Annotated in this window: 19 protein-coding genes and 1 tRNA gene; 16 read left to right on the forward strand and 4 right to left on the reverse strand. The window is 68.7% G+C overall.

The features are described from left to right. Window positions 1-98 precede the first annotated feature (98 nt). Genes ACWD4J_RS09240 through ACWD4J_RS09250 form a run of 3 tightly spaced genes read right to left on the reverse strand, consistent with a single transcriptional unit; the run spans window position 99 to window position 5,194 of the window. Entirely contained in the window at window positions 99-2,231 is a 2,133-nt protein-coding gene (locus ACWD4J_RS09240) for an acetate--CoA ligase family protein (protein ID WP_451394674.1), read from the reverse strand. 3 nt (window positions 2,232-2,234) lie between these two features. Continuing rightward, window positions 2,235-3,497: a formyl-CoA transferase gene (gene frc, locus ACWD4J_RS09245; protein ID WP_451394675.1), complete on the reverse strand. Its 1,263-nt coding sequence runs from the start codon at window positions 3,495-3,497 to the stop codon at window positions 2,235-2,237. An 11-nt stretch (window positions 3,498-3,508) separates the two neighbouring features. Next, complete coding sequence (locus ACWD4J_RS09250) at window positions 3,509-5,194, reverse strand: thiamine pyrophosphate-binding protein (protein WP_451394676.1); 1,686 nt, start codon at window positions 5,192-5,194, stop codon at window positions 3,509-3,511. A 267-nt stretch (window positions 5,195-5,461) separates the two neighbouring features. On the opposite strand from ACWD4J_RS09250, the gene sucC reads away from it, so the two are divergent. The 7 genes from sucC to ACWD4J_RS09285 all read left to right on the forward strand — a co-directional run bounded on the left by sucC (window position 5,462) and on the right by ACWD4J_RS09285 (window position 14,355). Continuing rightward, complete coding sequence (sucC, locus tag ACWD4J_RS09255; RefSeq protein WP_451394677.1) at window positions 5,462-6,640, forward strand: ADP-forming succinate--CoA ligase subunit beta; 1,179 nt, start codon at window positions 5,462-5,464, stop codon at window positions 6,638-6,640. Window positions 6,641-6,652: 12 nt separating this feature from the next. Beyond that, entirely contained in the window at window positions 6,653-7,537 is an 885-nt protein-coding gene (sucD, locus tag ACWD4J_RS09260) for a succinate--CoA ligase subunit alpha (protein ID WP_451394678.1), read from the forward strand. A 196-nt stretch (window positions 7,538-7,733) separates the two neighbouring features. Continuing rightward, complete coding sequence (locus ACWD4J_RS09265) at window positions 7,734-9,290, forward strand: aldehyde dehydrogenase family protein (RefSeq protein WP_451394679.1); 1,557 nt, start codon at window positions 7,734-7,736, stop codon at window positions 9,288-9,290. 248 nt (window positions 9,291-9,538) lie between these two features. Further along, a tRNA-Leu gene (locus ACWD4J_RS09270) sits at window positions 9,539-9,623 on the forward strand. 333 nt (window positions 9,624-9,956) lie between these two features. Continuing rightward, complete coding sequence (locus tag ACWD4J_RS09275; protein WP_451394680.1) at window positions 9,957-11,759, forward strand: protein kinase domain-containing protein; 1,803 nt, start codon at window positions 9,957-9,959, stop codon at window positions 11,757-11,759. A gap of 538 nt (window positions 11,760-12,297) precedes the next feature. Next, window positions 12,298-13,146 carry an alpha/beta fold hydrolase gene (locus tag ACWD4J_RS09280; RefSeq protein WP_451394681.1) on the forward strand — a complete coding sequence of 283 codons (849 nt, stop codon included), beginning with the start codon at window positions 12,298-12,300 and terminating at the stop codon, window positions 13,144-13,146. Window positions 13,147-13,179: 33 nt separating this feature from the next. Continuing rightward, window positions 13,180-14,355: an acyl-CoA dehydrogenase family protein gene (locus tag ACWD4J_RS09285; protein ID WP_451394682.1), complete on the forward strand. Its 1,176-nt coding sequence runs from the start codon at window positions 13,180-13,182 to the stop codon at window positions 14,353-14,355. A gap of 95 nt (window positions 14,356-14,450) precedes the next feature. Here the strand turns inward: ACWD4J_RS09285 and ACWD4J_RS09290 are convergent, their stop codons facing one another. Continuing rightward, entirely contained in the window at window positions 14,451-15,206 is a 756-nt protein-coding gene (locus ACWD4J_RS09290) for an IclR family transcriptional regulator (RefSeq protein WP_451394683.1), read from the reverse strand. Between the two features lie 412 nt (window positions 15,207-15,618). Here ACWD4J_RS09290 and ACWD4J_RS09295 point away from each other — a divergent pair, with 412 nt between their 5' ends. The 9 genes from ACWD4J_RS09295 (at window position 15,619) to ACWD4J_RS09335 (ending at window position 23,562) form a co-directional block, all read left to right on the forward strand. Further along, on the forward strand, window positions 15,619-16,623 hold the full coding sequence (locus tag ACWD4J_RS09295) for an ABC transporter substrate-binding protein (RefSeq protein WP_451394684.1): 1,005 nt from the start codon (window positions 15,619-15,621) through the stop codon (window positions 16,621-16,623). 50 nt (window positions 16,624-16,673) lie between these two features. Next, window positions 16,674-17,465 (forward strand): ABC transporter permease, encoded by a 792-nt coding sequence (locus tag ACWD4J_RS09300; RefSeq protein ID WP_451394685.1) that lies wholly within the window; start codon window positions 16,674-16,676, stop codon window positions 17,463-17,465. Between the two features lie 3 nt (window positions 17,466-17,468). Then, entirely contained in the window at window positions 17,469-18,251 is a 783-nt protein-coding gene (locus tag ACWD4J_RS09305; RefSeq protein WP_451394686.1) for an ABC transporter permease, read from the forward strand. Further along, window positions 18,248-19,075, forward strand: coding sequence for an ABC transporter ATP-binding protein (locus ACWD4J_RS09310; protein ID WP_451394687.1), 828 nt, complete (start codon window positions 18,248-18,250; stop codon window positions 19,073-19,075). Before ACWD4J_RS09305 ends, ACWD4J_RS09310 begins: the two co-directional genes overlap by 4 nt. 22 nt (window positions 19,076-19,097) lie before the next feature. Next, the gene (locus ACWD4J_RS09315) at window positions 19,098-19,538 is read left to right on the forward strand and encodes a GlcG/HbpS family heme-binding protein (RefSeq protein ID WP_451394688.1); all 441 of its coding nucleotides are present in this window, start codon (window positions 19,098-19,100) and stop codon (window positions 19,536-19,538) included. Then, a complete protein-coding gene (locus tag ACWD4J_RS09320; protein WP_451394689.1) occupies window positions 19,538-20,695 on the forward strand; it encodes a flavin reductase in 1,158 nt (385 codons plus the stop codon). The genes ACWD4J_RS09315 and ACWD4J_RS09320 overlap by 1 nt, the downstream gene beginning before the upstream one ends. Window positions 20,696-20,753: 58 nt before the next feature. Next, a complete protein-coding gene (locus ACWD4J_RS09325) occupies window positions 20,754-21,626 on the forward strand; it encodes a VOC family protein (RefSeq protein ID WP_451394690.1) in 873 nt (290 codons plus the stop codon). 288 nt (window positions 21,627-21,914) lie between these two features. Beyond that, a complete protein-coding gene (locus tag ACWD4J_RS09330; RefSeq protein ID WP_451394691.1) occupies window positions 21,915-22,664 on the forward strand; it encodes an IclR family transcriptional regulator in 750 nt (249 codons plus the stop codon). Window positions 22,665-22,824: 160 nt separating this feature from the next. Continuing rightward, on the forward strand, window positions 22,825-23,562 hold the full coding sequence (locus ACWD4J_RS09335; protein WP_451394692.1) for an IclR family transcriptional regulator: 738 nt from the start codon (window positions 22,825-22,827) through the stop codon (window positions 23,560-23,562). Window positions 23,563-23,746 lie beyond the last annotated feature (184 nt).

The raw sequence follows: 23,746 nt of genomic DNA on the forward strand, positions 1-23,746 counted from the left end.
GCACGGGTCCCGGGGCCGGCCGGCGCGCACCGCCGGCCGGCCCCTGCCTCGTTCACCTCATCTACCGCCCCCCGACAGCCCCACCGCCCGGCCGCGCGTCACAGTCGTCCCGCCGCCCGCGCCCACCGATACTTGGCGCCGAGCACGGCCACCGGCTTCTCCGTCGTGTACGGGTAGGCCACGACGCCCCGCTCGAAGAGATACGCGCACGCCTCCTCGACCTCGACATCACCCGCGAGCGACGCCACGACCGGCTTCTCGATGCCGCGCTCCCGGAACTCGGCCATTACGCGCGCGGTGAGCTCCGCGAAGACCATCGGCGGCGTGACGATGGTGTGCCAGTAGCCCAGGATCAGCGAGTGGATCCGCGGGTCCTCCAGACCGAGCCTGATCGTCGCCTCGTACGTCGACGGGGGCTCGCCACCCGTGATGTCCACCGGGTTGCCCGCGGCGCCGAAGGGCGGGATGAACTTCCGGAAGGCCTCGTCCAGGTCGGACGGGATCTCCATCAGCTTCAGCCCGTTGTCGGTCACCGCGTCGGACAGCAGCACGCCCGAGCCGCCCGCGCCCGTGATGATCACGACGTTGTCGCCCTTGGGCGTCGGCAGCACCGGCAGCGCACGCGCGTACTCCAGCATCTCGTTGAGGCCGGGCGCCCTGATCACACCGGCCTGCCGGAGGATGTCGTCGTACACGGCGTCGTCGCCCGCGAGTGCACCCGTGTGGGAGCCGGCGGCCTTGGCGCCCGCCGCGGTGCGGCCCGCCTTGAGGACCACGACCGGCTTCTTCGGGACAGTCGCGCGGGCGGCCTCCACGAAGGCGCGGCCGTCCTTGAGGTCCTCCAGGTGCATGGCGATGCACTGGGTGTTGGGGTCCTCGCCGAACCAGGTGAGCAGGTCGTCCTCGTCGAGGTCCGACTTGTTGCCGAGCCCCACGATCGCCGACACACCCGTCTTGGTGGCCCGCGCGAAGCCGAGGATGGCCATTCCGATGCCGCCGGACTGCGAGGTCAGCGCCACCCCGCCCTTGACGTCGTACGGCGTGCAGAACGTGGCGCACAGGTCCTGCCACGTCGAGTAGTAGCCGTAGATGTTCGGCCCGAGGAGTCGCACGCCGTACCGCTCGCCGATCGCGACGATCTCGGCCTGCAGCTCGTGCTCCCCGGTCTCCGCGAAGCCGGACGGGATCAGCACGGCATTCGGGATCCCCTTGCGCCCCACCTCCTCCAGAGCGGCGGCCACGAACTTGGCGGGGATCGCGAAGACCGCCACATCCACCTCACCCGGGACGTCCGTGACACTCTTGTACGCCTTGCGGCCCAAGATGTCATCGGACTTGGGGTTCACCGGGTGGATCTCTCCGGAGAAGCCGCCGTCGATGAGGTTGCGCATCACCGAATTGCCGATCTTTCCCTGCTCGTTGGAGGCGCCGATCACGGCGACCGAGCGGGGCTGCATCAGCCGGCGCATCGAAGTGAGCATCTCCGCGCGCGTGTAGGTGCGCCGCTGCTTGACCTCCCCCTCGGAGAGGATGACGCGGATGTCCGCGGCGACCGCGCCCTCCGGCGTGGCGATCACCGGGTTGAGGTCGACCTCGGCGATCTCCGGGAAGTCGGTGACCAGCTGGGATACGCGGCGGATCTGCTCGGCGATCGCCCACCGGTCGACGGGCTGCCCGCCGCGCACACCGCGGAGGATCTCCGCGGCCCGGATCGAGTCCAGCATGGACACGGCCTCGTCGGCGTCGACCGGCGCGAGCCGGAACGTGACGTCCTTGAGGACCTCGACCAGGACGCCGCCGAGCCCGAACGCGACGACCTTCCCGAACGTCGGATCGGTCACCGCGCCGACGATGACCTCCTGGCCCTGCGGCAGCAGCTCCTGCACCTGCACACCCTCGATACGGGCCGCTGGCGCGTACGCGCGCGCGTTCTCGATGATTTTGCAGAACGCGGCCCGCACGTCCGCCGCGCCCTGCACACCGACGATCACGCCACCCGCGTCGGTCTTGTGCAGGATGTCCGGCGAGACGATCTTCAGGACGACCGGACCGTCGAAGCGGGCTGCGAACGCCACGGCCTCGTCGACGTCCGTCGCCAGCGCCTCGCCCGGCACGGCGATCCCGTACGCGTCCGCGATCACCTTGCCCTCGGGCGCGGTCAGCGCCGTACGGCCCTCGGCGCGGACGGCGTCGAGGAGCGTCCGCACCCGCAGCACGCGGTCTTCGGCCATCAATCAGATCACCCCGTTCGACTTGAGCAGGCGCAGCTCCTCGTCGCCGAGGCCGAGCTCGCCGATGTAGACCTCTTCGTTGTGCTCGCCGAGCAGCGGCGAACTGACCACCTCGACGGGCGAGTCGGAGAGCTTGAGCGGAGAGCCGACGGTGGTGAAGCTGCCGCGCTCCGGGTGGCTGACCTCGACGACCATCTCGTTCGCGGCCAGCGACGCATCCTCGATGATCTCCTTGGTGGACAGGATCGGGCCGCACGGGATGTTGTGCGCGTTGAGCTTCTCCAGCACCTCCCACTTGGGGAGCGTGGCCGACCACTCCTCGATGAGCTGGAACATCTTGTTCAGCTTGGGCAGCCGCGCCTCCGGCGTCGCCCACTCCGGGTCGTCCCCGAGTTCCGGGCGCCCGATGAGCTCGGTGATCGGCTTCCAGCCGACGGGCTGCACGATGACGTACACGTAGTCGTTCGGACCACCCGGCGCGCACTTGACCGCCCAGCCCGGCTGGCCGCCGCCGGACGCGTTTCCCGACCGGGGAACTTCGTCGCCGAAGTCCTCGTTGGGATATTCAGCCAGCGGCCCGTGCGCCAGGCGCTGCTGGTCCCGCAGCTTCACCCGGCACAGATTCAGCACCGCATGCTGCATGGCCACGTTCACGCGCTGCCCGCGCCCCGTGCCCACCCGCTGGTACAGGGCGGCGAGGATCGCGGCCACGGCGTGGATGCCGGTGCCCGAGTCGCCGATCTGCGCGCCCGTCGCGAGCGGCGGCCCGTCCTCGAAGCCCGTGGTCGACATGGAGCCGCCCATGGCCTGAGCGACGACCTCGTACGCCTTGAAGTTGGTGTACGGGCCGTCACCGAACCCCTTGATGGAGGCATAGACGATTCGCGGATTGATCTCCTGGATGCGGTCCCAGGTGAACCCCATGCGGTCCACGGCACCCGGGCCGAAGTTCTCGACCATGACGTCCGAGCGCCGGATCAGCTCGGTGAGGATCTCCTTGCCGCGCTCGGTCTTGGTGTTGAGGGTGATGCTCCGCTTGTTGCAGTTGAGCATCGTGAAGTAGAGCGAGTCGACGTCCGGCAGATCGCGCAGCTGCTTGCGCGTGATGTCGCCGGTCGGCGCCTCCAACTTGACGACGTCCGCGCCGAGCCAGGCAAGGAGCTGCGTGGCCGAGGGCCCGGACTGGACGTGCGTCATGTCGAGGACGCGAATGCCGTCGAGAGCCCTGGCGGGCTCGGTCGCCTTCTCTGTCACGGCTTCTGTCATGGCAAGGCCCCTCACTTGTACATGGTCTGGTTCATGGTTCCGGGGGCGTACGCGTCCGGGTCGACCCACACGTTGATCAGGGAGGGCTTGCCGGACTCGCGGGCCCGCCGCAGCGCAGGGCCGATGTCGGCGGGGTCGCGGACCTCTTCGCCGTAACCGCCGAGCATCTGGGCGAACTTGTCGTAGTGGACGTCGCCGAGCGTGTTGCCGACGCGCTCGCGCTCCTCGCCGTACTTGGCCTTCTGGCCGTAACGGATCTGGTTCATCGAGGAGTTGTTGCCGACGATCCCGACGAAGGGGAGGTTGTAGCGGACGAGGGTCTCGAAGTCCCAGCCGGTGAGCGAGAAGGCGCCGTCGCCGAAGAGCGCCACGACCTCCTTGTCGGGCCGCGCCTGCTTGGCCGCGAGGACGAACGGGACACCGACGCCGAGGGTGCCGAGCGGACCCGGGTCCATCCAGTGGCCCGGCGACTTGGGCTGCACGACCTGCCCGGAGAACGTGACGATGTCACCGCCGTCGCCGATGTAGATCGAGTCCTCGGTGAGGAAGTCGTTGATCTCGCTGACCAGGCGGTACGGGTGGATGGGCGACGCATCGGACCTCAGGCTCGGCAGGCGCTTCTCGAGGGCGGTCTGCTCGGCGGCCCGCAGCTCGTCCAGCCACTCCTTGCGCTTGGACGCGCCCCCGTTGATGCGGCCGGACGCGGCCTCCGTCACGGACTTCAGGATCAGCCCGGCGTCGCCCACGATCCCGAGGTCGATGTCGCGGTTCTTGCCGACGGTCCGGTAGTCGAGGTCGATCTGCACGACCGTCGCGTCCGCGGAGAGCCGCTTGCCGTAGCCCATGCGGAAGTCGAAGGGGGTACCGACGATGACGATGACGTCGGCGCCTGCGAAGGCGTACCGGCGTGACAGCTGGAAGTGGTGCGGGTCGCCCGGCGGCAGGGTGCCGCGCCCGGCGCCGTTCATATAGGCGGGGATGTTGAGGGTCCGCACCAGCTCGATGGCGGCCTCTGTCCCGCGGGTCGTCCAGACCTGACTGCCCAGCAGGATCGCCGGCTTCTCGGCGTGCACCAGCAGATCGGCGAGCTTCTCGACGGCCTCGGGGTCGCCGGCCGAGCGGGTCGAGGCCCGGTACTGCCCGGCCTTGGGGACCCGGGCCTTCTCCCGGGGCACCTTCGCGTCGAGCACATCGCGCGGGATCTCCAGGAAGGACGGGCCGGGAGCACCGTGGTAGCACTCACGGAAGGCCATCGACACCATGTCGGCCGCGCGCGCCGTGTCCGGCACGGTCGCGGCGAACTTGGTGATGGGCGTCATCATGTCGACGTGCGGGAGGTCCTGCAGCGACCCCATCTTGTGCTGGGTGTGCGCTCCTTGGCCGCCGATCAGCAGCATGGGGGACTCCGCGCGGAAGGCGTTGGCGACACCGGTGACGGCGTCCGTCGTGCCGGGCCCGGCGGTGACGACGGCACAGCCGGGCTTCCCGGTGATGCGCGCGTAACCGTCGGCGGCATGGGCGGCCACCTGCTCGTGACGTACGTCGACGACCTCTATGCCTTCGTCCACGCAGCCGTCGTAGATGTCGATGATGTGGCCGCCGCAGAGCGTGTAAATGACCTCCACTCCCTCTGCCTTGAGTGCCTTGGCGACCAGATGCCCACCGGAGATGAGGTCCTGGCTGTTGTCGTCGGGCATGGCGAAGTCCTGTCCCTTCGTAGGGGATTCGGGAGCACGGATGCGCTGCTCCCCACTGCCGTCGCGGTAGATTGCATACAGTCGACGAATACTGTATGAAGCTTGTTATCCCGCATCCGGTGGGTGGTGTCCAGGGGGCGTGCGGCACTTTTCGAGGACCAGCCGAGGACCAGCCGAGGACCAGCCGAAGACCAGCCGAACACCCGTCGAGGGCCATACGAGCAGCAGGTTCTGCTCCCCGAAAGGCCACGGCAGTCAGGAGCCGAGATGGACCTGTACGAGCACCAGGCAAGGGAACTCTTCGAGGAATACGGCATCTTGGTGCCGAAGGCCGAAGTCACGGACTCGCCCAAAGGGGCACGCGAGAGCGCACGCCGCCTCGGCGGCCGCGTCGTCGTCAAGGCCCAGGTGAAGACGGGCGGCCGAGGCAAGGCCGGCGGTGTGAAGCTCGCAACCGACCCGGCCGCCGCCGAACTGACGGTACGCCAGATGCTCGGCATGGACATCAAGGGCCATACCGTGCACAAGGTGATGCTGGCTCAACCGGTCGACATCGACAGCGAGTTCTACGTCTCGTACGTACTCGACCGCGCGGCCGGAGGCTTCCTCGCGATCGCCTCCGCCGAGGGCGGCATGGAGATCGAGGAGGTCGCGGCAACGCGGCCCGAGGCAGTGGCGCGCATCCCGATCGATCCGGCCGAGGGCGTGACGACGGCGAAGGCCGCACAGATCGCCGAAGCCGCGGGACTGCCCCCGCAGGCGGTGGACGTCCTGGTCAGGCTCTGGCAGGTGCTGACCCGCGAGGACGCACTCCTCGTCGAGGTCAACCCCCTCGTACGAACCGCACAAGGGCAGATCCTGGCCCTGGACGGCAAGGTCACCCTCGACGACAACGCCCGCTTCCGCCGGTCGCGATGGGGCACACAGGAAGCGGCACACGACGAGGACCCGCTCGAGGCCGCGGCCGCCGCCAAGGGCCTCAACTACGTCAAGCTCGACGGGGAGGTCGGCATCATCGGCAACGGCGCGGGCCTCGTCATGTCGACCCTCGACGTCGTCGCCGGCTGCGGCGCACGGCCCGCGAACTTCCTCGACATCGGCGGCGGCGCTTCGGCGCAGGTCATGGCCGACGGACTGTCCGTGATCCTTTCCGACCCGGCCGTGAAGTCGGTGTTCGTCAACGTCTTCGGCGGCATCACCGCCTGCGACGCGGTCGCCGACGGCATCGTCCAGGCCCTCGACAGCGTGCATCTGACGAAGCCTCTGGTCGTACGCCTCGACGGCAACAACGCCGTCCGCGGACGCGCCATCCTCGACGGGCGCGCCCATCCGCTCGTCCAGCAGGCCACCACCATGGACGGTGCCGCACGCCGCGCCGCCGGCCTCGCCAACGCCACTGCAGGCACCGCAAGGACTGCAGGCACCGCAAGCATCTCGGGCAGCTGAAGGAGACGAGACATGGCCATCTACCTCACCCAGGAGAGCAAGGTCCTCGTCCAGGGCATGACCGGCGCCGAGGGCATGAAGCACACCCGCCGGATGCTCCAGGCCGGCACGAACATCGTCGGCGGGGTCAACCCGCGCAAGGCCGGCCGCACCGTCGAGTTCGACGACCGGGCCGTCCCCGTCTTCGGATCGGTACGCGAAGGGATCGAGGCGACCGGCGCCGACGTCACCGTCGTCTTCGTGCCGCCCGCGTTCGCCAAGGCGGCCGTCACCGAGGCCGCCGACGCCGGTATCGGACTCGCCGTCGTCATCACCGAGGGCATCCCCGTCCACGACGCCGTGGCCTTCCACGCGTACGCACGCGCGCGTGGAACGCGCATCATCGGACCCAACTGTCCCGGCCTGATCACTCCCGGGCAGTCCAACGCGGGCATCATCCCCGCCGACATCACCAAACCCGGCCGGATCGGACTGGTGTCCAAGTCCGGGACGCTCACCTACCAGCTGATGTACGAGCTCCGCGACATCGGCTTCTCCACGTGCGTCGGCATCGGCGGAGACCCCGTCATCGGCACCACGCACATCGACTGCCTGGCCGCGTTCCAGGACGATCCCGACACCGATCTCATCGTGCTGATCGGCGAGATCGGCGGCGACGCGGAAGAGCGGGCGGCCGCGTACGTACGCGAGCACGTCACCAAGCCGGTCGTCGCGTACATCGCCGGATTCACCGCACCCGAAGGCAAGACGATGGGGCACGCGGGAGCGATCGTCTCGGGTTCCTCCGGCACCGCGCAGGCGAAGAAGGAGGCGCTGGAGGCGGCGGGTGTCGCAGTGGGCAGTACGCCGACCGAGACGGCGCGGCTGGTCCTTGCGCGACTCGACACCGAGCGCTGATCCGGTCGAGACCGGACGCTGAGCCGGAACCGAAAAGTGAGCGTGATGTCACTCATAGTTATGGCGTGGCCTCTATCAGGGTCCACGTCACCTCGCTACCGTCCCCTATACGTACATATGTGCGCGGGATCCGCAGGAGATCGCCCGTACGAGCCATGCCACCGCCCCGACTGTGCACCGTGAGCGGAGAAACCGAATGGCACCCACCCTCACCCCCGACACCCTCACCCTCAAGTCCGGAACATCCTGGGACGACGCCTGGCAGCGCTGCCTGGCTGTTGCCCCCGAGGCCTTCCGGGGCGACCGTGTCCTCAACCTCTGGGGCGCCGCCTGGCAGGCGGACGGCCGGGCGCTGCCCGCCACCAGCCCCGTCGACGGGAGCCCCATCGCGGGCCCGCCGCGCCTCGACGCCCGGACGGCCGGGGAGGCCGTGCGGGCATCCCTGGACCAGCACCGGGCCTGGCGGCACATCGCGCCCGCCGAGCGGCGCGCCCGCGTCGCCGCCACCCTCGACGCCCTCGCCCAGCACCGCGAACTGCTCGCCCTGCTCCTCGTCTGGGAGATCGGCAAGCCGTGGCGGCTCGCGCAGGCCGACGTCGACCGTGCGATCGACGGCGTCCGCTGGTACGTCGACGGTATCGAACCGATGCTCGAAGGCCGGGCGCCGCTGGACGGCCCGGTCTCCAACATCGCGAGCTGGAACTACCCGATGTCCGTGCTCGTTCACGCAATGCTGGTACAGGCACTGGCGGGCAACGCGGTCATCGCCAAGACCCCGACCGACGGCGGCGTCTCCTGCCTCACCCTGGCCTGCGCGCTCGCCGCACGCGAAGGGATTCCCGTCACCCTTGTGAGCGGCAGCGGAGGCGAGCTCTCCGAAGCGCTGGTGCGCGCTCCGGAGATCGGCTGCGTCTCCTTCGTCGGCGGGCGCGACACCGGCGCCGCGGTGGCCACGGCCGTCGCCGACCTCGGCAAGCGGCACATCCTCGAACAGGAAGGGCTCAACACCTGGGGCATCTGGAACTACACCGACTGGGACAAGCTGTCGGCAGTCGTCCCGAAGCTCTTCGACTACGGCAAGCAGCGCTGTACGGCGTATCCGCGCTTCGTCGTGCAGCGGAGCCTGTTCGACGAGTTCCTCGCCGCGTACCTGCCGTCCGTCCGCACCGTCCGCATCGGCCACCCGCTCGCCGTGGAGCACCCCGACGACCCGTTCCCCGAGCTGGACTTCGGGCCGCTGATCAACGCCGCGAAGGCGAAGGAGCTGACCGACCAGGTCACCGAGGCCATCGACCGCGGGGCAGTGCCGCTGCACCGCGGCTCGATTGCCGACGGGCACTTCCTGCCCGGCCAGGACACCTCCGCGTACGTCCCGCCGGTGACCCTGCTCGGCCCGCCCCCGTCCTCCCCGCTGCACCACGCGGAGCCCTTCGGCCCGGTCGACACCATCGTCCTGGTCGACACGGAGGCCGAGCTGCTGGCGGCGATGAACGCGTCGAACGGCGCGCTGGTCGCCACCCTGTCGACCGACGACCCGGCGACGTACGAGCGTCTGGCACCCCAGATCCGAGCGTTCAAGGTCGGCGAGGGCAAGCCGCGCTCGCGCGGCGACCGCGAGGAGCTGTTCGGCGGCTTCGGCGCGTCCTGGCGGGGTGCCTTCGTCGGCGGTGAGCTGTTGGTGCGTGCCGTGACACAGGGGCCGGACGGAGAGAGGCTGCCGGGGAACTTCCCGGACTATCACTTGATGCCGTGACCGGACCATCACCTGGTGTCGTGATCGCCTGACGCCGCCGTGGCTGTGACCGCGTGATGCGGCCGTCACAGCCATGGCGGCGCGAATTCGTGACCGTCTCCTCACTCACCGTGAGGCCGCCGGGGGTGCGGCCCCTGGCGGACGTATCCCGAGCTCACCGCACCGATACGCAGGTGAAAGGCACTCCGAAACCTTGGTATTGTTGTCCATGTCGCCGCGGGGAACACCACGCGAACGACAGACACCTGGTCCGGGTGGCGGAATGGCAGACGCGCTAGCTTGAGGTGCTAGTGCCCTTTATCGGGCGTGGGGGTTCAAGTCCCCCCTCGGACACAATGCTTGTCGATACAGAGACAAGAATTGCGAGGGCCTCGACCTGACGGTCGCGGCCCTCGTTGCGTATGCGTAGCGGACAGTGACGCCGAGGGCTTCGTAGAGGTTGAGTGGCCCAGGCCGCCGCCTTCGGCGCGGTCTCGACGCTGCGGAACTTCGATACGCCCGGCTGCGTGTCACAGCCGCGTAACCTACTCAACAGCACAGAACCGTCTCGCACCCACCACACGTGCCCTCCTTCACCGGGCTCGTCAACTGCACCTATTCTCCTTCGGGTTGTAGCGATGAGCTGGCAGCGGGTGGCAGGCGGAAGGTCAGGGGGAGCACATCACCATGAGCAGTGCCAATAGGGATGGGCAGGACGACCGGGGTGGGCACATCGACGACGGCGTCAAGCCGCTCACTGCTTTCGACCCGGACCGTATCGGGCCGTATCGGCTGCTCGGGCGGCTCGGGGCCGGCGGTATGGGGCGGGTGTTCCTCGCACGGTCGGAGAGCGGGCGCACCGTTGCGGTGAAGGTCGTGCACGAGGAGCACGTCGCCGATCAGCAGTTCCGGGCGCGGTTCCGGCGGGAGATCGACGCGGCGAGGAGGGTCGGCGAGCGGTACACAGCGCCCGTGCTCGACGCCGATCCGGACGCCGAGCTGCCCTGGGTCGCCACTGGGTACGTTCCCGGACTTTCGCTCGAGCAAGTGGTGCGGCAGCACGGACCGCTGGGTGTCGAGGCCGTGCACGCCCTGGCGGACGGGCTGCTGCGTGCCCTGAAGGACATCCACGACGCCGGGATCGTGCACCGTGACCTGAAGCCGTCGAACGTCATGCTGACCGTGGACGGCACCCGCATCATCGACTTCGGTATCGCACGTGCCCTGGAGACCTCCGTCGAGTCGCTGCTCACCAGTACGGGGATGGTCATCGGGTCGCCCGGGTTCATGTCGCCGGAGCAGATCAGGGGGGAGAAGGCCGGGGCCAGGAGCGATGTGTTCACCGTCGGGTGCGTGCTCACGTACGCGGCGACGGGGCGGCTGCCCTTCGGGCAGGGCGCGAGCAATCAGCACGCCGTCATGTTCCAGATCGCGCACGACGAGCCGGACCTGGCAGGTGTCGAGCATCCGGCTCTGCGGGCGTTCATCGAGCGGTGCCTGAACAAGAACCCCGATCAACGGCCGGATGTCGACGCCCTCCTGGCCGACCCCGAGCGGGTCCGGCCGGCGGTCACCAAGGGATCCTGGCTGCCCGCCGAGGTCGTCGCGCACATCGCGCAGCGGTCGGCACGGCTGCTCGACGCCGACGCGGTGCCGCTGCGCGAGGGTCCCACGGACCGGGCGACCGTCGGGCTGCGGCCGCAGCCCGGGTCCCCCGAGGCCGTCCCTGACGGCGCCGCGCCTGGAACCGACGGCGTGACGCGTCGGGAGCCCGAACCCAAGCCCCGTCGGCGCCGCACGATCATCGCGCTGCCGATCGTCCTCGTGCTCACCGTCGGTGGCGGCACATTCGCCCTGCTCCAGCCCTGGGTCAAAGACGACGGCGGGGCCGGGGCGAACGCCCTGCCGCCCGGGAGCAGCGCGAGTGGGACTCCCGCCGGCAGCAGCTCGCCCAGCACGGCCGGCACGGCGAGCAGTTCGCCCTCCGGCGGAGGCAAGAAGGGCGGTGAGCAGAGCGCCCAGGCGGCCGGCGACGGGAGTTCGGGGACATCAGACGGTGACAGCTCATCCAGTGACGGCAGCGGCACCCGCAATGGGTCAAGCAACACGGGGTCTTCCAGGTCGTCCGGCTCCTCGGGTTCGGACGGCGCAGACTCTTCCAGTTCCGGCGGCTCGTCCACCGGCTCTCCGCCGCCTGCCATGACGAGCTACAAGGTCGTGTACAACAATTCCTGCTTCGGCGCGTGCTCCATGCCCCTCACGGTGAGCTGGTCGTCGATCTCCCGGGCGACCCGCTATGACATCCACTACACCAACGAGGGCAGCCAGTACACCAAGAAGAACGTCGACACCATCTACTCCACCGGCAACACCAGTTACACGATCACGGGCCCCTACTCCGGCGACAAGATCTGCGTCACGGTACGAGCGGCCAACAAGTACGGCGCCTCCGCCTGGGCGCAGACCTGGTGCGACACGGTGCCCTACTGACCGGCGGTGGGGCCTGCCCGAGGCCTGGTAGCCCGCTGCGGGTGCTGCGGCGCCGAAGCCCTCCGGGCCTCACGGTATTACGCCCCGTTGGACGTGATCATCTAGCTGATTTCCCTATCGATGCAGATCCCGCATACGGGACCAGGGACTGGAACCCCGGACCCGCTGAACAAGCGTCAACTGATCGAAGATGCGGGTCGTGTCAACGCCTGCCGGCGTGGAGCAAGTTCACGAATTTGGACAGGCTACGCCCGAAGTGCGTGTCCGCATCGTGCCGCCGTATCCCGGACTTTTCCACGGCATCCAGCCCCATGACGGACACATGCGGCGCCGTCATGGGGCTGAGCAGGGCCGCTCTGGTGGGGCTTATGGTGCCGATTCTCCGTCACCGCCGCCGACTGATTCGAAGAGCGTGTTCCACGAGACGGCACCCGACACTTGATCAAGTGAACGACGTCCTGAACGCTCAGTCCCCAGAACCCCGGTTGCCCGGGAATCGCCGGCGAACGCGCACCGAGGACTCTGGAGGACATCACTGATGAGCATCACGACACTCGCACTGACCGAGGAGAGCACGAGCCGCACGGTCGACACCGCGAGCGGCGCGATTCACTACAACGAGGCGGGTCAGGGGCATCCGATCCTGATGCTGCACGGCAGTGGCCCTGGGGCCACGGGGTGGAGCAACTTCGGGCCGAACATGGCCTACCTCAGCAAGGAGTTCCACGTCATCGCCGCGGACATGCCCGGCTGGGGCAAGTCCTCGCCGGTCTCCTACGAGGACCGCGACCACGTCACCGCCGCCGTGCGCCTTCTGGACGCGCTCGGCTTGGAGAAGGCCGCCGTCGTCGGGAACTCCATGGGTGGGGCGACCTCGCTGAAGTTCGCCGCGACCCACCCCGACCGGGTCTCGCACCTCATCACCATGGGCTCCGGATCCGGCGGGGCCAAGCTGTTCAGCGCAGGCGACGGGCCCACCGAGGGGCTGAAGATCCTGCACCAGGCGTACCGCGATCCGTCCCAGGAGATGATGCGCAAGCTCGTCGACATCATGACCTTCGACCGCGAGTTCGCGACCGACGAGCTGGTCGACCAGCGGTCGGCCACCGCCAGGGCCCGTCAGGACCACCTGGACAACTTCGTCGCGGGGCTCGGCAAGCCGCGCAGGGGCGTGGCGACCGACGCCGAGCTGGCCTCCATCAGCGCCCCGGCGCTGATCTTCCACGGCCGCGACGACCGGGTCGTGCACTACGAGCACGCGCTCAAGCTGGTGAGCCTGATCCCGGACTCCCGCCTCGTTCTCTTCAACCGCTGTGGACATTGGGCGCAGCTCGAGCACGCCGACGAGTTCAACCGGATCGTGGCGGACTTCGTCGCCAACAACTGATTTCGAGAAATTTCCAGGCAAGGAGGAACGACCGTGAGCACCGTGCTGGAGCGGGTCGAGGAACTGGCCGAATACTTCGAGGCGCAAGCCGAGGAGGCCGACGAACTGGGCCGGATGCCCGACGAGACGGCCAAGAAGATCCGTGAGGCGGGTGTCGTGCGGATGCTCCAGCCGAAGGACTTCGGCGGGCTCGAGTCTTCACCGGTCGACTTCTTCAAGGCGGTTCTGAGCATCGGTTCCCGCTCGGCCTCGGCAGGCTGGGTCGCCGGGGTGGTCGGCATCCACTCTTTCGAGCTGGCCGTCGGCAGCCGGGAGGTTCAGCAGGAGATCTGGGGGGCGGACCCGGACACCTGGGTGGCTTCGCCCTACGCCCCGTTCGGACGGGCCCGCCCGGTCGAGGGCGGCTACGTATTCAGCGGACGGTGGTCCTTCTCCTCGGGCACGGATGCGTGCGACTGGGTCGTTCTCGGCGGGATGATCACCGATCAGGACGGCGAGGTCGCGGGGCCGGACGCCAATCGGCATTTCATCCTTCCGCGCTCCGACTATCAGATCATCGACGACTCGTGGCAGGTCGTGGGGCTGAAGGGGACCGGCAGCAAGGACGTCGTGATCAAGGATGCGTTCGTCCCGTCCCACCGGGTGATCAATCCTGTGGACCTCTCGAGCGGCGCGGCAGCCGAGCAGGCGGGCCGCGGCGACGTGCCGCTGTACCGGATGCCGTTCCACATGATGTTCAACGGCGCCATCTGCGGCGCCACCCTCGCCGCGGCCGAGGGAGCACTCGCCGGTTTCATCGCGTACAGCCGGAACCGCCTGACGCGGACCGGCAACCGTGCGGCGCAGGACCCGTACCAGCTCGCGACCCTCGGTGCTGCCGCCGCGGACCTCCAGGCCAGCCGGGTGCACTTTCTCAGCGACATCGAACGCCTGTGGGAGTTGGTGCAGACGAACCGGACGGTCGACCTCGAGGTTCGCGCGGAGGTGCGGCGCAACCAGGTGCGCGCGGTCCGGCGCGCGGTCGACGCCGTCGACACGGTAGTGGCCAGTGCGGGCGGAACGGCGATGCGCCTCGACAGCGCGATCCAGCGTTTCTGGCGCGACTGCCACATGGGCCTGGGCCATGCGGCGAACGTGGCCGAGCCGATCTACGCGGCATACGGCCTGAACCTTTTCGGCCTTCCTGTCCCGGCCGGTACCAAGCTCTGATCGCCCCTGCGCCTTCGCCCGGTACGGCGGGCTGCCGCGGGCCGGTGTCCAGGTGGGCGCGGCCCTCGGCCGGCAGGTCGGGGCGTGCTCGGGACTCAGGAGGCACGCTCGTGGGCCGGAACACCCTCGAGGGCTGCGGCGTACTGCTCGGAGATGCGTCCGGCGGCTTGGCGGACACGTACCGCGAGCCGCCGGCCGCCCACCTCCCCGGTCGGACCCGACAACGACACGGCGGCCACGACCCGTCCGTGGATGACGACCGGTGCGGAGATGCATGCGAGACCGAGTGCCGACTCCTCGTGGTCCTGGGCGATCCCTGCTGCACGGATCTGCTGGAGTTCCCGGAGGAAGCGGCCCGGCTCGGTGATCGAGTGAGGGGTACGCCGTGGCAGGCCGTCCTCGATGATTCCCCGCACCGCCGCGGGGCTGGTGAAGGCGAGCATGGCCTTTCCGAGACCGCAGCACGAGGCAGGGTGGCGGGCGCCGGGGATGGTGAGGGCGTGCAGTGGGCTCGCTCCCTGCACCTTGTCGACGAAGACGATCTCGCTGCCCTCCAGGACGGCGAGATGGGCTGTCAGCCGCGTCTCCACGCGAAGTTCGCTGAGATGCGGCATGGCGACGTCACGAAGCCCGTTCGGCCGGCAGAAGCCGACACGGCTGCCCAGCTCGAAAAGGGGGAGTCCGAGCCGGTACTGCGTACCCGAGCGCTGGACGAAGCCGGCGTTCTCAAGGTCTGCCAGCAGCCGGAAAGCGGTCGACTTCGGTATGTCCGCGCGTCGCGCGAGCTCGGTCACCCCCAGGGTGGGGCGGGCCTGGCGGAAGGCGGCGAGCAGCTGGAGTGCCTTGCTCACGGAGGTCATGTGCCGTGACCCGGCCTGCGACTCCGGGCTCTGCGGGGAAGGACCGCGACCTGCGGCGGGAGTGGGCTGCTGAACCGAGGAAGTGGGCATCGGGACTCCGTTCGCTCGGCTTCGTCATCGAAGCGGAGGACTATCCACGAGGGCGAGAGGACACCCAGCGGGTCAGCCTCGTGGGACGACGTTCCCACTCTGCGGAACGTGCAAGGTTCGTGGCCCCGGTATTCCACATGGTGAGGCGACCCCTCAACAGACGACAACCCCATGCCACCTTGTGTCCCGCGCCACATGCTGCCCTACCAGCGGTGACGCTGATGGAACGCACGACGATGTGCCGGTTCGCCGGCCCGTCGTCGTCCTGAAGCTACGAGAGCGGGTCCCACAGGCCCGGGCAAGGACGCACACGATGAACACTTCGGGTATTTCCCGGCGGACCATGCTGACCGTAGCGGCCTGTGCCTCGGTCGTCCTGACCGGCGCCTGCGGCTCCTCCTCCGGATCGGATGCCGCAGCAGGCAGTGCCGGCGGCTCCGCGGGGACTTCCGACATCAGCGTGGTCACGTTCCCCAGCTTCAACGCACTGGGCGCCCACACGGCCATGCACGACAACGTCTTCAAGGCCGAGGGCCTCAAAGCCAGGCTGGCGACGGTGGCGACACCGGCCGAGGCCATGCCGCAGCTGATGGGGGGCAAGGCCCAGTTCGCCCTGATGGACATGACGGTACCGACCGTCGCCAAGGCGAAGGGAGTCCCGCTGGTGATCGTGGCGCCCGGTGCGATAGGCACCGCGCCCACGGACGGGATGGGAACGGGCAACTTCTGGGTGCGGGCCGACAGCAAGATCAAGTCGATCAAGGACATCGAGCACGCGACGTTCGGCGTCCCGCAGATCAACAGCCAGATCTGGGTCGACATCCGAGCCGCGGTGGACGAGGCCGGCGGCGACTCGTCGAAAATCAAGTTCGTCGAGGTGCCCAACACACTGTCGGCGCTCAAGGCGGGCAATGTCGATGTGGTCACCACGGCTGAGCCTGCCGGAACGGCAGCACTCGGCGACAAGAGCATCAAGCTGCTGAGCGGATACACCCCCGCCGGCGGCGACATGGCCTATGCCTATGTCACCACGCAGCAGTTCGCGCAGCAGAACCCCCGCACCGTCAAGGCGTTTCAGGCGGCGATCATCAAGGCCAACAAGGCGGTCAACGCAGACCCGGCGAAGCGGGCGGAGATCGCAGGGACCTACATCAAGGCCGACAAGGCGCTGCTGAAGAAGGCCAGGTACGCGAAGTTCGGCGAAGTCCCGGTCTCCGAGGCCTCGGTGCAGACGGCGATCGACCGCCTGTTGAAGTACGGACTGCTCACCAAGGACAACGCCCCCAAGCCGGCCGACCTGCTCATCTCCGACAAGTAAGACCGAACCGCGCGTTCACCGCCTCGCGTGGACCCCGAAGGAGATTCGCAATGGCGCGAACCCAGACGAAAACCCGTAGCAGGGTCATCGGCCTGCTCCAACAGGCCGCTGCCCTGGCCGTCGCAATCGCCCTCTGGCATGTCTTCGCGACGGGCCCGGGCGACGCCAGCGGTGTGCCCGCCCCCTGGGAGACCGTGACGACCGCGGCCGAGCTCGTCCGTGCGGGCGACTACTGGAGTTCAGTCGGGAACACCCTGGTCACCACCTCGATCGGCCTGCTGCTGTCCCTGGCGGTCGGTGTACCCCTGGGGCTCCTGAACGGGTCCAGCCGCAAGGTCGCCATGAGTTCGCAGTTCCTCATCGACTTCGGTCGTACGATCCCCGGCGTGGCAGCCCTGCCCGTGGTGCTGCTCCTGTTCGGCGGAACGCGCTCCATGGCCCTGGTACTGGTCATGTTCGGCGCTGTCTGGCCGCTTCTGGTCCAGGCCACCTACGCCGTCCAGCAGGTGTCGCCGCAGCTGCACCAGGTGGGGAAGGCCTTTCATCTCACCCTGGTCCACCGCGTCCGGGCCATCTACGTACCCAGCGCCCTGCCCTTCCTCATGACCGGCCTGCGGATCGCGGCGACGATCAGCCTGCTGCTCTCGATCTCCGCGGAGTTCCTGGGCGGAACGGACGGGATCGGCCGCGACCTGTTCGACACTCTCACCGTCAACAACCCCGACCAGATGTTCGTCTACGCCTTCACGGCGGCGTTTCTCGGAATCGGGCTCAACTTCGTTCTGATGACGATCCAGCGGCGGGTTCTGAGGTGGCACCCGTCCCAACGAGAGAAGGCCTGACCCATGAAGTCCCTGCTCTCGAAGATCGTGTGGGAGTTCTGGCTCCCCGTGCTGCTGCTTGTCGTGTGGTGGGTGGCCAGTGCCGACAGCGTCTCGTTCTACTTCCCGCCGCTGTCACGGATCGCCGACGAGTTCCAGGACATCTGGCTCTTCGACAAGGTCCCCACCGAGATCTTCCCCAGCCTCGGCCGGCTGCTCCTCGGCTTCGGCGCGGCCGTCGTCGCCGGGGTGTTTCTGGGGTTGCTGTTCGGCACCGTCGGCTGGCTCGAGAACGCGGTGCGTCCGATCATCGAGTTTCTCCGCGCCACCCCCGGCGTCGTCATCTTGCCGATCATGATGCTGCTCCTCGGACTGGGCACCGCGATGAAGATCGCCGTCATCGCGATGGTGTCGACCTGGCCGATCCTGCTCAACACCGTCGACGGCGTCCGCTCGGTCGAGCCGGTGCTCAAGGATGTCGCCTCGAGTTATCGGCTCACCCTGGCCGACCGGCTGCGCTACATCGTGCTGCCCACGGCCGCCCCTCAGATCTTCGCGGGGGCCAGGACCTCCCTGTCCGTCGGCGTGGTCGCCATGGTGATGACCGAGATGGTGGGGACTCCGGGAGGCATCGGCCACTTCATTCTGAACTCCCAGCGCGAGTTCGACATCCCGGCGATGTGGACCGGGATCATCGCCCTCGGAATCATCGGATACCTGCTCAACAAGCTGTTCGGTCTGCTCGAGAACCGGGTGCTGAGCTGGCACAAGGGAATGATCGCTCACCACGAAGGAGGCAGAGCATGACCACGATGGATACCGCGACCGACACCGCTGCCCGCGTCGGCGAAGTGGTGCTGGAGGTCAAGGGCCTCGGTCACGCCTACGGCAGCAACACCGTGCTCCGCGGACTGGACTTCACGGTCGGCAAGGGAGAGTTCGTCTGCATCGTCGGGCCGTCCGGTACCGGCAAGACGACACTTCTGCAGTGTCTGACCGGACTGCGCACCCCGACCGAGGGAGGCGTGCTGTTCGAGGGCGTGCCCGTCAAGGAGACGCCCCGGGGCCTGGCCATCGTCTTCCAGGACTACAGCCGGTCGCTCATGCCCTGGCTCCGGGTCATCGACAACGTCACGCTGCCGCTCCGGTCCGCGGGCGTCCCGAAGGCCGAGCGGGAGAAGCTGGCCATGGACGCTCTCACCGAGGTGGGCCTCTCCGACGTCACCGCCTCGTACCCCTGGCAGCTCTCCGGCGGTATGCAGCAGCGCGTCGCGATCGCCCGGGCCCTCGCCTTCCGGCCGCACGCGATCGTCATGGACGAACCGTTCGCCTCGGTGGACGCCCAGACCCGCGCCGATCTCGAGGATCTCGTCCGCGGCGTGTGCAGTCGGCTCGGCATCACGGTGCTGCTCGTCACCCACGACATCGACGAGGCCGTGTATCTGGCGGACACCGTCCTGGTGCTCTCCGGGCGGCCTGCGGGTGTGACGGCCGTGATCCCCATCGACCTGCCCGGTCCCCGGGACCAGTTGGCCACGAAGGCACTGCCTCGGTTCGCGGAGCTCCGCCGTGAGGTCTACACCCTGATCAAGAAGCCGGCCACCCCGGCGAACGCGGAGGTCGTGAAGTGACCCGGACCCCCGCTCGACGCTCATGACCCGTGCACAACTGCCTCATACGGAGGCCGATCACGCGCTGCGCGCGGCACTCGTCGCCGCCGCGGAAGAGGGCCTGCGGGTCAGTGTCGCCGTCGTCGACGACCGGGGCTTCGATGTCGCGGTCGCCCGGGGGGACGGCGCGAAGTGGTTCACCCCCGAGGTGGCCCGCGCAAAGGCCCGTACGGCGGTGTCGTTCGGCGCACCCACGGCCTCCTTGGCGGCGATGAAGGAGCAGTACCCCGAGTTGTTCTCGCTCATCGGTGAGCAGCTGCCGTCGACTCCGACGACCCTTCCCGGGGGCCTGCCCCTGGTCGACGAGGGCATGGTCATCGGGGCGATCGGAGTGAGCGGGGCGCGCCCGGAGGACGACGTCCGGATCGCCGAGACGGGCGCTGCGGCCCTCAGGGCAGCACGTCCGCAGAACAGGAAGAACTGATGACCACGCAGACCATCGAGCCCGCAGTGTTCCGTGAGACCTTGGGCCACTATCCGACCGGCGTCGCCGTGGTCACCGGCATCGACGAGGACCACCAGCCCGTCGGCATGGTGGTCGGCTCCTTCACGTCGGTCTCCTTGGATCCGCCGCTCGTCGCGTTCCTTCCCGCCAAGGGGTCGGGGAGCTTCGCCCGGCTTCGCACCGCGAACACCTTCTGCGTCAACGTGCTGGCCTCGGACCAGGAACCGATATGCCGGCGCTTCGCCTCGCGGATCCCGGACAAGTTCGACGGTGTCGAGTGGCAGGCCGCGTCTCAGGGTGCACCCATCCTCAAGGGCGCGGTGTCGTGGATCGAGTGCGAGTTCGACAACATTCTCGAGGGCGGCGACCACTACATCGTCCTGGGGCGTGTCATCGACATGGCGGTGGCACGGCCGGCGCTGCCGTTGTTGTTCTTCCAGGGCGGTTACGGACGCTTTTCGCCGCCGTCGCTGGTCGCTCCCTCGGATCCGGACCTCATCCACGCGGTCCGCCTCGCGGAGTCGGCCCGCACCGACATCGAGGCCCTGAGCGCCGAGCACCAGGTGGACTGCGCTGTCCTCGCCAGAGTCGGCGGGGACGCCGTCTTCGTCCTGACCGCCAATCGCTCGGAGGCGCAGCGCCACACCTCGGTCGGCCACCGGGTCCCGCTGGTCCCCCCGCTCGGCGCTGTGCTCCTCCGCGACGCCGGTGAGGAGGAGGTGGACGAGTGGCTCGGCCGCTCACCCGGGTACGACGAGGAGACGGCGGCACGATTCCGCCGCGATCTGGCACGGGTCCGGGAGCGGGGCTACTCACTGTCGCTCCTGCCCGATCTGCCGGTCGACCGGATGGGGTTGCTGGCCGACTACTCGTCGTCCGAGCGCCTGCCCCTGCACGAGCGCCGGTTCAAGCAGATGATCGCCGAGACGGCGGACCTCTACGAGCCGGACCTGGACCCGGGGAAGACGTACGACGTGCACTCGATCGTCGTGCCCGTCCTCGGGCCCGAGGGGGCCCCGCAGATCGCGTTGCGGATGTCCGGACTGCCCTCGGGAGCCACCGCCGAGCAGATTCAGCTGTGGATCGACAGTCTCACCCGTGCCGCCGCGGCTGCGTCCGCCCGAGCCCGCGGATGACGTCTCCGGAGCGGAGCATTGACGGGCCGGACAAGGCCCCTGGAACAAAGGGATCTGTATGAACGCAAGTGTGAAGGCCCTGGGTTACGCGGTGATCGCCGCGACAGACCTCGACGCCTGGTACGACTTCGGTGTGGAGCTGCTCGGACTCCACTGCGCCGAGCGGAGCGAGGAGCGCCTGCTCCTGCGCATGGACGAGTATGCCTACCGGCTCGACGTACGCCGGTCGGACCACGACGGGATCGACGTCCTGGGCTGGGACGTCGGCAGCGAGGCGGCCCTGGAGGAGCTCTCCAAGCGACTGGCGGACACCGGCTTCGCCGTCGACCGGCTCGGCGCCGAGGAGGCCGCACAACGCAGGGTCAGCGGACTGGTCCGCTTCCGGGACCCGGACGACGGGTTCGACATCGAGCTGTTCTGGGGGCTGGCCAACACGATCGAGCGATTCGTGTCGCCCACCGGGGCACGGTTCGTCGCAGGCAACCTCGGCCTCGGTCATGTCTTCCAGAGGGTGCGGGACAAGGCTGCCTATCGGCGACTCTTCGGCGACATCCTCGGGTTCCGGCTGAGCGACCACATCGACATGGAGCCGGGTGTCACCGGGGATTTCCTCCGCTGCAACAGCCGGCACCACTCGTTCGCCGTCGTGGACAACCTGCAGCGTCCCGCGGGCATCGGCCACCTGATGCTCGAAGTCGACGACCTCGACATCATCGGGCGGGCCTACGACCGTGTCCTGGGCGGGGCGGCGCCCCTGCTGTCCACGTTCGGAAAGCACACCAACGACAAGATGCTCTCCTTCTACGTGCGCACGCCCTCCGGCTTCGGGATCGAGTACGGCACCGGCGGAATCCTCGTCGACGAGGAGACCTGGCTGCCCACGCGCTACGACGTGGCGCACTACTGGGGGCACCAGCGGAACCCCTCCTGAGCAACGTCGGCGCGGTACAGGGACCGCGTCGCACAGGTCCAGAACGAGTCAGGTCCCGATCGTCAGGGGTTCGGGGTCTGACTCGTTCGGCTCTCCGGCCCCGGTCTCGACAGCCTGGGTCTCAACTCCCCTGCGGAAGCGGTGAAGAGTCTTGACGCAGTCCAGATCCGAACCTAGCGTCCAGCATATTGGAATGCAGTTCCGCATACTGGGAGAGGCTCGATGGCGCAGCTGTCCTTGCACGATGATCTTGAACAGAATCCGCATAAGAGGTCCGTACTTGAGCGGGTGTTCGAGATTCTCGACTGCTTCGCCGACGACCAGCCCGAGCAGACCATCGCAGGGCTCTGTACGCAGACCGGCCTGCCGCCCGCCACCGTGCACCGGCTGCTGGCCCACCTCGTGGAGTGGGGAGCGGTCGAGCGTGCCTCCCGAGGGCGGTACCGCCTCGGGCGGCGGCTCTGGCGGCTCGGCTGGGGCGTACCGCAGGTCCGGCAACTCCGTGACGCAGCCCGGCCGTTCCTCGTCGACCTCTACAGCGCGACGGCCACACCGGTCGCACTGTGGTCCCGTGAGCACGACGAGACCATCCTCAGCGACCTGATCGCGGGACACTCGGTGGCAGGCGACTGGCACCCCAAGCGCCGCGTCCCCCTGCTGCAGACCGCGGCGGGCATGGCCTTCCTCGCGCACAGCACGACCGAGGGCATCGGCGAGTTCATCCGCAGCGGGGCGCTCGAGACCATGGCTCCCTCGACCAGTGAGTTCATGCTGCGCCAGCAGTTGAGCGAGGTCCGGCGGATGGGTTTCGCCGCGAGCAGGCCGCAGCAGCCCGGTGGAACAGCCTGGCTGGCGGCTCCGATTTTCGACTCAGAGGGAAACGTCCGCGCTGCCGTGTCCGTGGCGGTGCCCGGGGAGAGGCTGAGCTCGGGTGCCCTGATCCGGCTGGTCATCGAGGCGGCCCGCGGGATCTCCGCGGAACTGGGCCACCGCGGCGGCCGCAGCAACGCGCGGCGTGTGCGGTACCAGCCCGCCTGACGCGCTGTCCTGTCCGTCCCGGGCAGCAGGCCGGCTCGCCACACCCTGGTTCAGAATCTGACAGGCTTTCGTATTAGGTGGAGTGCCTCGCGATTGTCGGCGCACAAGGCGACGCAGGGTCGGGACAAGGCCCGGGGCGAGCCCGGGGGGAGAAGGAACGATGTCGGTACTGGAAAAAGCCAGCCTCGCGATCGACCTCCTGGCGCGATCACGCGAGCCGGTCCGGCTCGGCGTACTGTCGGAGGAACTCGGCATGCCCAAGTCCTCCGCTCACCGGCTGCTGACCGAGCTCACCGCGCTGCGGATCCTCAGGCGTACCGCTGACGGCCAGTTCGCTCTCGGACCGCGGCTGCTGGCCTGGGGCTCCAGGGCCGCGGACTCGTTCGTCATACGAGGTGTCGCGGAGCCCTGGATGCGCAAACTCAGAGACATCACGGGCGAGAGCGTGCACTTGTACGTCCGTCAGGACACGCACCGTCTGTGCCTCGCGTCGGTGGAGGGGTTCTCGGCCCTTCGGCCCGTCGTACCCATGGGGGGTCGGCAACCACTGGGCATCGGCTCCGCGGGCAAGCTGCTCCTGGCCTTCGCTCCGAAGGCGGTGGTCGAGGCGGTCGTCGAGGACGCGGCCCGCAGCGGCAGGCGTACCGCCTCGAATGACGAGCTCGACGCCATTCACGCCGAACACTGGACCATCGCGATCGACGAACGCGAGAAGGGGCTGAGCGGCGCTGCGACGTCGGTGCGTGGCATCGACGGCAGCGTGCTGGCCGCCATCAGTGTGTCCGGCTCGTCGCTGCGGCTGACCGCGGAGCGGTTCCTCGAGATCCGCGGTGACCTGGTCGCCTGCGCGGCGGAGATCGCCGAGGCGATGACGGGCCGTGAGCGCGACATCGCCTGACACTCGCCGGGGAACGGCCCCAAGCTGACGTCACCGAGTTCGCGGTCCGCCTGAGGTCTTCGGCCGGCGCACCCGCACCCGGCTCGTCGGCAGCCACACCGCCGTAGTGTCTGCAGGCCTGCCGTCGGCGAGCGATGGACCGGGCGGGTCAGGACCCGTTCAGGTCCGACGGACGCGGCCGCCG

The sequence above is a fragment of the Streptomyces sp. NPDC002577 genome (assembly GCF_053594815.1).